General features: G+C 42.1%; 11 protein-coding genes. 3 read left to right on the top strand and 8 right to left on the bottom strand.

Going from position 1 to position 11,680, the window contains the following annotated elements:
* Window positions 1-129 precede the first annotated feature (129 nt).
* The 8 genes from K1T76_RS03835 to lptM form a co-directional block, all read right to left on the bottom strand.
* Window positions 130-1,062, bottom strand: coding sequence for an electron transfer flavoprotein subunit alpha/FixB family protein (locus tag K1T76_RS03835; RefSeq protein WP_230244120.1), 933 nt, complete (start codon window positions 1,060-1,062; stop codon window positions 130-132).
* An 18-nt stretch (window positions 1,063-1,080) separates the two neighbouring features.
* Window positions 1,081-1,833, bottom strand: a complete 753-nt coding sequence (locus K1T76_RS03830) for an electron transfer flavoprotein subunit beta/FixA family protein (RefSeq protein WP_230244119.1) — start codon at window positions 1,831-1,833, stop codon at window positions 1,081-1,083.
* A gap of 545 nt (window positions 1,834-2,378) precedes the next feature.
* A complete protein-coding gene (locus K1T76_RS03825) occupies window positions 2,379-2,750 on the bottom strand; it encodes a hypothetical protein (protein WP_230244118.1) in 372 nt (123 codons plus the stop codon).
* 281 nt (window positions 2,751-3,031) lie between these two features.
* Window positions 3,032-3,946, bottom strand: coding sequence for a site-specific tyrosine recombinase/integron integrase (gene xerA, locus K1T76_RS03820; RefSeq protein WP_230244117.1), 915 nt, complete (start codon window positions 3,944-3,946; stop codon window positions 3,032-3,034).
* A complete protein-coding gene (locus tag K1T76_RS03815; RefSeq protein ID WP_230244116.1) occupies window positions 3,946-4,584 on the bottom strand; it encodes an alpha/beta fold hydrolase in 639 nt (212 codons plus the stop codon). Before K1T76_RS03815 ends, xerA begins: the two co-directional genes overlap by 1 nt.
* A gap of 133 nt (window positions 4,585-4,717) precedes the next feature.
* Window positions 4,718-5,563 carry a diaminopimelate epimerase gene (gene dapF / locus K1T76_RS03810; protein ID WP_230244115.1) on the bottom strand — a complete coding sequence of 282 codons (846 nt, stop codon included), beginning with the start codon at window positions 5,561-5,563 and terminating at the stop codon, window positions 4,718-4,720.
* 12 nt (window positions 5,564-5,575) lie between these two features.
* Window positions 5,576-6,820 carry a diaminopimelate decarboxylase gene (lysA, locus tag K1T76_RS03805; RefSeq protein WP_004971882.1) on the bottom strand — a complete coding sequence of 415 codons (1,245 nt, stop codon included), beginning with the start codon at window positions 6,818-6,820 and terminating at the stop codon, window positions 5,576-5,578.
* 25 nt (window positions 6,821-6,845) lie between these two features.
* A complete protein-coding gene (gene lptM, locus K1T76_RS03800; RefSeq protein WP_004971884.1) occupies window positions 6,846-7,085 on the bottom strand; it encodes an LPS translocon maturation chaperone LptM in 240 nt (79 codons plus the stop codon).
* A 358-nt stretch (window positions 7,086-7,443) separates the two neighbouring features.
* On the opposite strand from lptM, the gene K1T76_RS03795 reads away from it, so the two are divergent.
* The 3 genes from K1T76_RS03795 (at window position 7,444) to K1T76_RS03785 (ending at window position 11,449) form a co-directional block, all read left to right on the top strand.
* Window positions 7,444-8,799 (top strand): alanine/glycine:cation symporter family protein, encoded by a 1,356-nt coding sequence (locus tag K1T76_RS03795; protein ID WP_019837960.1) that lies wholly within the window; start codon window positions 7,444-7,446, stop codon window positions 8,797-8,799.
* Window positions 8,800-8,956: 157 nt separating this feature from the next.
* On the top strand, window positions 8,957-10,348 hold the full coding sequence (radA, locus tag K1T76_RS03790) for a DNA repair protein RadA (protein WP_230244114.1): 1,392 nt from the start codon (window positions 8,957-8,959) through the stop codon (window positions 10,346-10,348).
* Window positions 10,349-10,462: 114 nt separating this feature from the next.
* Window positions 10,463-11,449, top strand: a complete 987-nt coding sequence (locus K1T76_RS03785; RefSeq protein WP_230244113.1) for a Tim44 domain-containing protein — start codon at window positions 10,463-10,465, stop codon at window positions 11,447-11,449.
* Window positions 11,450-11,680: the final 231 nt, after the last annotated feature.

Here is an 11,680-nt window from a genome sequence, read left to right as displayed (position 1 = left end):
ATGCACTTATAGCTAATCACTGCGTCTAAATTAAAAATACAACGAAATGAATCGAGAATATTAAAAAAAAGACAATAAAAAACGCCTCTATGTTATTCACATAGAGGCGTTATAGACTGTGTTCAGTAATTAGATTTTAGAAACCAATTCTGGAACAACAGTGTTCAAGTCACCCACTAACCAGTAGTCAGCTACTGCGTTGATTGGCGCTTCTTCGTCTTTGTTGATCGCAACGATCACTTTAGAGTCTTTCATACCTGCCAAGTGCTGAATCGCACCAGAGATACCTACAGCGATGTACAAATCAGGTGCAACGATTTTACCTGTTTGACCTACTTGCATGTCGTTTGGCACGAAGCCCGCATCAACCGCTGCACGAGATGCACCTTGCGCTGCACCAAGTTTGTCTGCTAATGGATCAAGTACTTTGTGATAGTTCTCACCAGAACCTACACCACGACCACCAGAAACTACAATACGAGCTGCAGTTAATTCTGGACGCTCTGATTTCACAATTTCTTCAGAAACAAATTTAGAAATACCAGCATCACCTGTCACAGTCGCAGCTTCAACCGCAGCCGAACCACCTTCTGCAGCCACTGGGTCAAATGCTGTACCACGTACAGTACCTACCACAATCGCTTCTGAAGATTCTACAGTTGCAATCGCGTTACCTGCATAAATTGGACGTTTGAATGTCTTTGCAGAATCTACAGCGACGATGTCTGTGATCATGCTAACATCAAGAAGTGCAGCCGCACGCGGTAAAATGTTTTTACCAGTTGTTGTAGAGGCAGCAAGGATATGGCTATAACCTTTGCCTAATTCTGCAACAAGTTTTGCTACGTTTTCAGCCAATTGATTTGCATAAGCTGTATCATCAGCAAGTAATACTTTGCTTACGCCTGCAACTTTAGCTGCTTGGTCTGCAACTGCTTGTGCACCAGAACCCGCAACCAATACAGTGATATCACCACCGATTTTTTGAGCTGCAGCAACAACGTTTAATGTTGCACCATTTAGTGCTTTATTGTCGTGCTCAGCGATAACTAAAATACTCATGATTTTTATCCTTCTGTATTAGATCACTTTCGCTTCGTTTTTCAATTTTTCTACAAGCTCATCTACAGATTTCACTTGTACGCCCGCTTTACGCTCGGCAGGTGCTTCAACTTTTACAGTTTTCAGCTTAGAACCTGTTGCAACGCCATAATCTGCAGGAGATTTGGTGTCTAGCGGTTTTTTACGTGCTTTCATGATGTTTGGAAGTGCCGCATAACGTGGCTCATTCAAACGTAAGTCAGTGGTGATGATTGCAGGAAGTGCAAGCTCAACAGTTTGTAAACCACCGTCAATTTCACGTGTTACCTGAACTTTGTCGCCATCTACTTTTACTTCTGAAGCAAAAGTACCCTGACCTGCACCCAGTAAAGCGCCAAGCATCTGACCAACCTGATTCGAGTCATCATCAATTGCTTGCTTACCAAGAAGGATCAATTGTGGTTGTTCAGCGTCAACAACGCCTTTAAGAATTTTAGCGATTTCCAGCGCACCCAGTTGGCTGTCATCAGCTTCAACCAGAATACCGCGGTCTGCACCAAGCGCCATTGCAGAACGGATTTGTTCCTGCGCTTCTTTAGGACCAATGGATACCACTACGATTTCTGAAACAGTTCCTTTTTCTTTTAAACGAACCGCCTCTTCCACTGCGATTTCACAGAATGGGTTAATTGACATCTTAACGTTAGTCAGGTCAACTCCACTATTATCCGGCTTAACGCGAACTTTAACGTTGGCATCTACCACTCGTTTTACAGCAACAAGAGCCTTCATGTAATCCTCGGCTGTTTTAGCAAAAGTAAATATTGAGAAAAGTTAATAATAACTCTTCGCTTTAAATTTTTTAGGTGTCCTATCTTGCTATGTGATTGGCATTTCGGTCAAGTCTGAATTGTCTAAACAAGTCTAAAAATGACCAAAATTAACTGAACGATGCGTTCATACTTTTTTATTTCTAAAAATAAACAAACCAAACGACGATTATATATTTAATTTTAAACTTTGATTTATATTATTTTTTATACTTGTCTATGTCATCACTAAGATTAATTAAAATTCAGTTTGAATTCTGTTCCGCCTACAACAAAGGTAAATTTCCTTACATAAAACCCTATAATCTGACTGTCATTTAAGATAGAAAACTTTATTTTTTTACAGTTTGTTTCAGATATAAATGCGCTTTTAAAATGTGACTGTTGGTTCACAAATCCGTATTTAGCAATTGATTGAATATGAATTAAACAATCTATTTTATTTTTATGGATATTTATGTACATTCACTACACTAGCTCCCTGATAAGGGAGATAAAAAACTCAGCTTAAACTTGCTGAGTTTCCAAGAAATCACGGTGGATATGACTCAGATCAATCAATTCATACGCATGTAAATTAAAAATTTCCCAGACTGCAATAAAATCTTGTTTCGAATCTATTTTACTGCTTGGATTTGGGCCTGCTTGCCACTGTTGATCTGAAATCCACACATAGCTTTGTTGTGTTTGTGGATGAATCGCTTGCATTTTACCTTCGGCATTAATGCCCTGCACTACACAATCGGCAGGTAATTCTTTTTCAATCATCGGCAAACTTATTTCAACAAAATGTTTCACTTGACGCAGGCCATAACCTGCAAAAATTTCTTTTTGGCTTGGGCTCAATTGTTCATATTTTTCTTGAAGATTTGAAATCATGGTTTTGCCTATCATTTGATATCCAAAGTGTTATGCAGTGGAACAAAAATAATGCCATCCATGTCTATTATTCATGTGACCCACTCTTTCTGCTTCTTTTATACTTCATAACTCACTTTTTTATTATTCTACAATAGTTGCAATGACATCTAGGTGAAAGCGCTTTGCTTAAAATATTAAGTACAGCACTAAGACTTAGCAACTGACTGTGAGAATAATATTTCAGTATGAAATAGCTATATTATAACCAGCAAAAATAATGCCTACTTTAAGCAAAAGCTTTACTTTTTACTCGCACGTGGATGTGCCTGATCATAAACCCGTGCTAACTGATCAAAATCGACATGGGTATAAATTTGCGTGGTACTTAAATTGCTATGCCCAAGCATTTCTTGGACTGCACGTATATCCCCACTATTCGACAGCATGTGACTGGCAAAACAGTGCCTCAATAAGTGCGGATGCAAATCGACATTAACACCTGCGCGCTGCGCCTGAAACTTCACCCGATTTTCAATTTGTCGTGCTTTTAAAGGTTCGCCTTTTTGGGTAATAAACAATGCTGCATCGGGTACAAAATCGCCCTGCCACAGAGGATAAATCTGTAACCATTGCATCACTGCATCTTTGGCTTTACGACCAAAAGGCACAATGCGGGTTTTATTGCCTTTACCTGTTATGCGCAGCAATTGACGGTTAAAATCCAAATCGCGGATATGTAAACTTTGTACTTCTGCTAGGCGCAAACCACTCGAATATAGCAATTCTAAAATCGCTTTATCGCGTCGCCACATTTGTTGTTGGACTTCAGTTTCAGGTTCTGGCTGATCCAAAATTTGATGAATCGTTTCAATATCAATCAAACCTGGCAAAGGTCTTGGCTGACGTTTTAACTGAAAATTATCAATTGGATTAAATTGTAAATATTGTCCATGCTCAGCCCATTTCATAAACTGACGAATCGCTGACAACATGCGCTGCAAACTGCTGCTATTTAATTGTTGCTGTTCTACTTTTTGCGCTAAATAATGGCGCAAATCTGCAGCTTCTACATCATATAAGGCAAGTTGTTGTTGCTCACAAAAGTTAAAAAAATCATTTAAATCGCGCGCGTAGGCTTTTAATGTATGTGGTGACTGCTGTTGTATTTCACGCTCTTTGAGCCACATCTTTAATAGTTGCTGCGGATCGTACATTAGTCACGCTCCGATTGCTGAAATGCGGCAAACTGAGATAAATAAGCAGCAATGTGTTCAGCCGCCTGATCTGCATGTGTTTCTAAAAACAAATGATCACCATCATGCACAATTTTTAATACGGCTTGTGGAAATTGTTGTTGTAAAAACTCACCTACCGCCAGTGGACTTATAGGGTCTTGATCACCCCATAACAACAAAATAGGCATGTTGATTTTAGCGAAGTCTGCTGTGTAATCGACTTTTGCCTCAACAAACCAGTCAGGATAATTTAAATCACTTGCTTTATAGTCTTGTCGCCAATCTTGCGCCTGAAAACTGCTTAAATCCATGCCACCAGATGTTGCAGCCAATACCAATCCTTTCACTTTTTCTGGATATTGCAACGCGGCAGCAACTGCAAAAATACCGCCCATCGACTGTGCAATGATAATGCAATCATCTGGGATATTCGCCAACACATAAGCCTGCAAACTTGTAAAATCATGTACCTGTGAATGTGCAGGTTGATGATTAAACTCAGGATAAGCCACAATTTTTACAACATTCTGCCACGGCAATTTTTCAATCTTTTCGATTAGAGGATGAAAAAATGCGGTATTGCCTGAAGCGCCAGGTAAAAAAATCAGTTGCGGCATAATGAGTAGAAGTTTTTAGAATGACGTTCGGTACAGCATACCTGATCCATGCCGCAAGATACAAAAAAGCACCATTCGTTTTGAATCGTGCTTTTAAGTAAGATTAATCATCCGTTCATGTTGGAACGAAGCATCAACCCTGAAAATAATTTAAATCCAAATGACCGTGATAGACGTTAGCAGTTGGCCCTGTCATCCACACCACATCACCTTCACGCCATTCGATTTGCAACTTACCACCTGCCAGTTCAATTTCAACTGAATTAGACAATAAGCCACGACGCATACCCGAAACGGCTGCAGCACATGCACCTGTCCCACAAGCCAAGGTTTCACCCACGCCACGTTCAAACACACGCAAACGTGCATGTTTTTCGTCAATGATTTGCATAAAACCTGCATTGACGCGCTGCGGGAAACGCTCATGTGATTCTACTTGTGGGCCAATTCCTGCCACATCGGCAGTCAATACATCGGGCACAATGGTGACAGCATGCGGATTGCCCATATTCACCACATCAATGGTCAATGCAGCACCATCTTTCAGCGCGATGTCGTATAAATTATCAGGCTCATCTGCAATGAATGGAATCTCATGCGGTAAGAATTTTGGATAGCCCATATTCACCCGCACCCAACCATTTTGCCCCAATTCAGGTTCTACAATGCCTGCCTTGGTTTGCACCTTGATTTTGGTTTTGGTCGTAAGCTGACGTTCATGCACAAAACGCGCAAAACAACGCACACCATTGCCGCACTGCTCCACTTCAGAACCATCGGCATTGAAAATGCGATATTTAAAATCAACATTTGGCAAATCGGGCGGTTCCACAATCAGGAGTTGGTCAAAGCCAATCCCGAAGTGGCGGTCTGCAAGGCGTTGAATAGTCAGCGCATCCAAATACGCACGCTGGCTGATGAGATCAACCACCATGAAGTCATTGCCCAGACCATGCATTTTGGTAAATTCTAATAACATCTCGAATTCCCCTTATGGCAATAAACGCTCTCTTTCCCACAGCGATTCAATGCTTTCACGTTCACGAATTAAATGTGCTTGATCTGCATCGACCATGACTTCAGCTGCACGACCACGGCTGTTGTAGTTAGAACTCATCACAAAACCGTATGCGCCCGCACCCATTACAGCTAAAACATCATTTTCTTTGATCGCAAGCTGACGTTCTTTACCCAAGAAATCACCTGTTTCACAAATTGCACCAACCACATCCCACTCTAGCGTTTCAACATCAGTACGTGGGGTTACGGGCTGAATGTCCATCCATGCTTCATATAACGCAGGACGGATTAAGTCATTCATGGCAGCGTCAATAATCGCAAAGTTACGATGATTGGTCGGTTTGAGTAAATCAACTTTTGTTAGCAGCACGCCCGCATTGGCAGAGATACTACGACCCGGTTCCATATACACTTTAAGACCTAACTTTTCTAAAGCGGGACGTAAAGCATTGGCATATTCTTCAACCGTTGGTGGAGTTTCATCTTTATAAGTCACCCCTAAACCACCGCCAATATCAATGTGTTTTAGCTGAATACCCATTTCTTTTAAGGTATCAATCATCACAATCACGCGATCTAAAGCATCGACAAACGGTTGTGTTTCGGTCAATTGTGAACCGATGTGACAGTCAATTCCAACGATATCTAAGTTTGCTAAAGAAGCCGCATATTCATAAGTGCTATATACCGAATCAGACGGAATCCCGAACTTGTTTTCTTTTAAGCCTGTAGAAATATAAGGATGGGTTTTGGCATCGACATCTGGGTTAACCCGTAATGAAATTGGTGCTTTGACATTCATGCTTGCCGCAACTTTTTGAATACGGTCTAATTCTGCATGCGATTCTACGTTAAAGCAGGCAATCCCAACTTCCAACGCTTTTTGAATATCGGCTTCAGTTTTACCTAAACCTGAAAAAACAATTTTCGATGCATCACCACCTGCTTTGAGAACACGCGCCAATTCACCGCCTGTCACAATATCAAAACCTGCACCCAACTTAGCCAATACATTCAATACCGCAAGATTAGAGTTTGACTTTACCGCAAAACAAATTTGATGATCGATAAAGTGGAAAGCACGATCCATATCTAAATAATGCTTTTCAAAAGTCGCTTTTGAATAAACATAGAGTGGTGTGCCAAATTGCTGTGCGAGTTGTTGTAGCGAACATTGCTCGGCGTGCAAAACCCCTTGAATGCGGGTAAAACTCATGAATGTATCCTTTATCTAGAAAGCGTTAAGGTGTAGTCGATGTAGATGCAGCAGGTGCAGCAAACTGCTGTTGCACAGGTACGGCTGTGTCTGACGATGTTGCCGATTGCGTTGCACGTTTAGGCGCAGCATCTGGATATAACAAATATTTTGCGCGTTTGTCGTAATTTGGGTCATTGGGTAACTGTAATGTACCTGACTGACCACAACCGACCAAAACCACTGTTGTAAGCAAAACACTCATGCAGCAAATGACGGTACGCATCTGACCACCTATAAAATATTTTCGATGAAGTATAACGCGATCACTGCCGCGACCAAAGTGCTAATGCAGAGAGATTATATTGAGCTTAGTAAAAATTCTAGCTTACTTACTATTCTGCTGGCATTGATTGACTTTGTCAGCTCTAAAAAAATGCGACTTCACACACAGATAAAGTTAATTTTATTTCTAGGCATCAATTGTCAAAATCTAAAAACTATGCAAAAAATATAGCGTGCTTAACACCAAGTTCTTTTAACATGAAGTTTAAAAACTGGCATATCACTTGCTTAATTTTTACAATTGTTCAATTACTGTCACAAACTAAGCATTTATACACTGCGTTTATAAGAAGAAATTTATGCAAAATTTACAATCGATGATGGAAACCTTAAGCGGTTGGGTCTGGGGTCCATACATGCTAGTTCTCATTGTGGGAACGGGCGTTTTCCTCACCTTTCGCTTATTGTTTTGGCAATTCCGTATGCTGCCACTGGCTTTTAAACAAGTCTTTTGCAAACACGACAAAGCTCAAAAAGAGCAGGGTGATATTTCACATTTCGCATCACTCATGACTGCACTCTCTGCCACCATAGGAACGGGAAATATTGCAGGTGTTGCAACGGCTTGCGTACTGGGTGGACCAGGTGCAGTGTTTTGGATGTGGATGACCGCCCTGTTTGGTATGGCGACCAAATATGGTGAAGGTGTTTTGGCGGTTAAATACCGTATCAAAAACGAAAAAGGACAAATGTCAGGCGGCCCAATGTACTACATTGAGCGTGGACTAAAATGGAAATGGCTGGCGATTATCTTTGCCTTTTTTGGCACAGTCGCCTCGTTTGGAATTGGTAGTTCAGTACAATCCAACACCGTAGCTTTAGCAGTTGAAAATAGCTTAGGTGTAGAAACTTGGATTACAGGTGTGGTGATTACCGTATTTTCTGCCTTGGTGATTTTGGGCGGAATTAGCTCAATTTCCAAAGCTTCTTCGGTGATTGTTCCAATTATGGCCATTCTGTATGTTACAGGCGGTTTAATTATCATCCTGAATAATTTACACCTTGTGGTGCCTGCACTCGAGCTAATTTTCCGTGATGCTTTTACTGGTGAAGCGGTTGCGGGCGGTGCAATTGGTGCAGTAATTCGTTACGGGGTTGCACGTGGCGTATTCTCCAACGAAGCAGGGATGGGTTCTGCCCCAATTGCTGCTGCGGCTGCAAAAACCGACCACCCTGCGCGTCAAGGTTTAGTGTCTATGACAGGTACCTTCATTGATACCATTATTGTCTGTAGCATCACGGGGATTGTTTTGGTAATGGGCTTCATTATGGCAGGTAATAGCTTTGGTGGTGCAACAGGTGCTGTACTCACCACACAGGTTTTTGACCAGTTATTGCCAGGCTTTGGTGGTTGGGTCGTCACTTTCGGGATCATCTTCTTCGCCTATTCCACCATTCTCGGTTGGAGCTATTATGGTGAAAAATGCTGTACTTATTTATTCGGCGAAAAATACGTGTTGATTTACCGCTTAATTTATATTGCTTCAGTGTTCATTGGCACCATCGCCACCCTAGATTTAGTCTGGTTATTTGCCGATACCTTTAATGGTTTAATGGCTGTACCAAACTTAATTGCCTTGTTGTTACTTTCTGGTGTAATAGCCAAAGAATCCAAAGACTTTATTGCGAAACGCAAGTCTGGCGAGTTGTATTAAATAAGCCCAATTCATTGAATTATTCCCTTCAAATCATAAATCATACAATCACCCACGTGGTTGTATGATTTTCCATGAAAAATCCAGATAACATTCATTTCGCGAACATTCCTCTGTATGCTGTAGTCAGTTTTTTAATTGATGCAATGACTGGGTTATGGCAAAAGTAAAAAGTGTCTATCGCTGTGAACAATGTGGTGCAGATCATCCTAAATGGGCAGGTCAATGTTCAGAATGTGGGGAATGGAACTCACTTCATGAGGTCAGTATTGCCCCTGCGGTGACGCATCGTGCCCAACCTAAAATGGGCGGTGGTTATGCAGGACAAGCGGCCGCCATTACCACCCTCAATAAAGTGTCTGTATCGCACGAAACCCGTTTAACAACAGGCATTGGGGAATTTGACCGTGTTTTGGGTGGCGGTTTGGTTACGGGCTCTGTGGTACTGATTGGTGGTGATCCTGGTATCGGGAAATCGACCATTTTGCTACAAACTGCCACTCACATGGCAGCTACCAATAACACCGCTTTATATATCACAGGTGAAGAATCTCTTTCTCAAGTGGCGTTACGCGCACAACGCTTGGACTTACCCACCGATCAACTGAAAGTCATGGCAGAAACCTGTGTCGAACGGATTTGTGAAGTTTTGTCGCATGAACGCCCTGCGGTAGCCATTCTGGACTCGATTCAAACTTTATATACCGAAACGTTGCAGTCTGCTCCAGGTGGTGTTTCACAAATTCGTGAATCAGCTGCCTTGCTGACCCGTTTTGCAAAAAATAGTGGCACTGCGCTGTTTATTGTCGGTCATGTGACCAAAGAAGGGGCTTTGGCTGGGCCGCGCGTCCTTGAACACATGGTCGATTGCGTCTTGTATTTTGAAGGACAGTCAGACTCACGCTACCGTATGATTCGAGCAGTCAAAAACCGTTTCGGTGCAGTGAATGAACTGGGCGTTTTTGGTATGACCGATAAAGGCTTACGCGAGGTTGCCAATCCATCTGCGATATTTTTAAGCCGTTATGATGAGGCAATTCCAGGTTCTATTGTCATGATTAGCCGCGAAGGAACGCGACCTCTTTTAGTTGAAGTACAAGCATTGGTGGATGATGCACATGGCCAGCCTAGACGTGTGGCTTTAGGTCTAGAACAAAACCGTCTGAATATGCTATTGGCGGTGATGCATAGGCATGGTGGCGTACAAACGTCAGGGCAAGATGTGTATGTAAATGTGGTCGGTGGTTTAAAAATTACCGAAACAGGTTCAGACCTTGCTGTATTGCTTGCTTGTGCCTCTAGCTTGCGTGGCAAAGCGCTACCACAACAATTGGCCGTATTTGGTGAGGTCGGTTTATCGGGTGAAATTCGTCCCGTGCCGAATGGTCAAGAACGCTTAAAAGAAGCGATTAAACACGGATTTAAATACATTATTGTGCCGCGTGGCAATGCTCCACAAAAAGCCATTGCAGGTGTGCAAATTATTGCGGTGGCGCGTTTGCATGAAGCCTTAACTGAAGCTATGAATTTAAGTGAAAACTTAGGCTAAACACTTGGATAATATTTTTTGTGTTTCAAGAAAAATATCATATTTATATTGAAATTCGCAGCAAATGCCTGCATAAATACACAGCTTAACTTTATTTTAATATAGGAAAATTTGATGGAAGTTCGACAGCGTGGTTTGATCGCAGCAATGCTCACAGCGACTTTATTGGTAGCGCCGTCAGCAGCAGAAGCAAAACGTGCAGGTGGTGGTAAAAGCCATGGCATGAGTCGTTCGGCTGCTCCAACTCAGTCTTACCAACAACCTCGTCAAACAACACCAGCACAACAACCAACAACTGCACCAGCACAGCAAAAATCTGGTCCAGGCGTAGGTGGTATGGTTGCTGCAGGTGTTGCAGGTGCGGCAATTGGTGCGGTTGCTGCCAATGCCTTGGCTGATGATCAAGCTGCAAGTGCTGCCGAAGCGCAAGAGGAAAAAGGTGGTATTCCAAGTTGGATTTGGATTTTACTCGCTGCTGCTGTTGCCTTCTTCATTTTCCGTAAGATGGGCGCAAAAAAAAAACTAACGCCTAATCCGTATGCGCCAAATAGCGGTGCCAATCAGGCACCGTTTGCGCAAACACCACCAGCTGCTGCACCACGTAATGACAATACCAATATTTTTGGTCAATCTGTTGGGGGTTCTGCGGCTTCTACACAAGCGCCTTTTGGTCAAACTGCCAATAATAACGCTCCATTTGGTGCAGCTTATACCAACAGTGGCAATCAATTGCCTGATGGCTCAGAGCCTGCAAGCTTTTTACGTGTAGCACGTCAGCGTTTTAACCATATTCAGTCTATGAACACCGCTAGTAATATCGCAGAAATTCAGCGTTATTTAAGTCCTGATCTATATCAGTCGATGTATCAAGACATTATGGCGAACCAAGACCAAGATGTGGCTGAGTTTTCTAACTTGAATGCCATGGTGGTCGATTCTGCAACTGAAAATGGTCAATATGTCGTAAGTGTACGTTTTACTGGTACAGTCAGCGAAGACCTGAACAGCCTACCACAACCATTTACAGAAATTTGGCACTTTGTAAAACCTGCATGTTCTAATCAAGACTGGTTGGTAGCAGGCATTCAACAAGAGCAATAATTTCAGTTTTTCAAAAAAAACAGTGACTTCGGTTGCTGTTTTTTTATGTCTTTATTTAAGTTGAGATCAATCCGTATAAACAGCACGTTTAACTCTTCTTTGACATCAACACCTAATTCATCCTCACCTGCCACAATAAATCCAAGCGCTCGATTGATTCATTCTACTAAATCAGTATAGAGATGGCTCCGTAAATTTGAACAACTCCTATAAGTGATATTTTGCTCCCCA

The sequence above is a fragment of the Acinetobacter sp. PW68 genome (genome assembly GCF_020982655.1).
Lineage (GTDB): Bacteria > Pseudomonadota > Gammaproteobacteria > Pseudomonadales > Moraxellaceae > Acinetobacter > Acinetobacter towneri_A.
Note: the sequence above shows the minus strand (reverse complement) of the source record. Positions and strands in the feature narration are given on the sequence as shown.

Coding starts and splice junctions, on each gene's coding strand:
- radA (WP_230244114.1), top strand. CDS start 8,957: ATGGCAAAAGTAAAAAGTGTCTATCGCTGTGAACAATGTGGTGCAGAT.
- K1T76_RS03815 (WP_230244116.1), bottom strand. CDS start 4,584: ATGCCGCAACTGATTTTTTTACCTGGCGCTTCAGGCAATACCGCATTT.
- lysA (WP_004971882.1), bottom strand. CDS start 6,820: ATGAGTTTTACCCGCATTCAAGGGGTTTTGCACGCCGAGCAATGTTCG.
- K1T76_RS03795 (WP_019837960.1), top strand. CDS start 7,444: ATGCAAAATTTACAATCGATGATGGAAACCTTAAGCGGTTGGGTCTGG.
- lptM (WP_004971884.1), bottom strand. CDS start 7,085: ATGCGTACCGTCATTTGCTGCATGAGTGTTTTGCTTACAACAGTGGTT.
- K1T76_RS03785 (WP_230244113.1), top strand. CDS start 10,463: ATGGAAGTTCGACAGCGTGGTTTGATCGCAGCAATGCTCACAGCGACT.
- K1T76_RS03830 (WP_230244119.1), bottom strand. CDS start 1,833: ATGAAGGCTCTTGTTGCTGTAAAACGAGTGGTAGATGCCAACGTTAAA.
- dapF (WP_230244115.1), bottom strand. CDS start 5,563: ATGTTATTAGAATTTACCAAAATGCATGGTCTGGGCAATGACTTCATG.
- xerA (WP_230244117.1), bottom strand. CDS start 3,946: ATGTACGATCCGCAGCAACTATTAAAGATGTGGCTCAAAGAGCGTGAA.
- K1T76_RS03825 (WP_230244118.1), bottom strand. CDS start 2,750: ATGATTTCAAATCTTCAAGAAAAATATGAACAATTGAGCCCAAGCCAA.
- K1T76_RS03835 (WP_230244120.1), bottom strand. CDS start 1,062: ATGAGTATTTTAGTTATCGCTGAGCACGACAATAAAGCACTAAATGGT.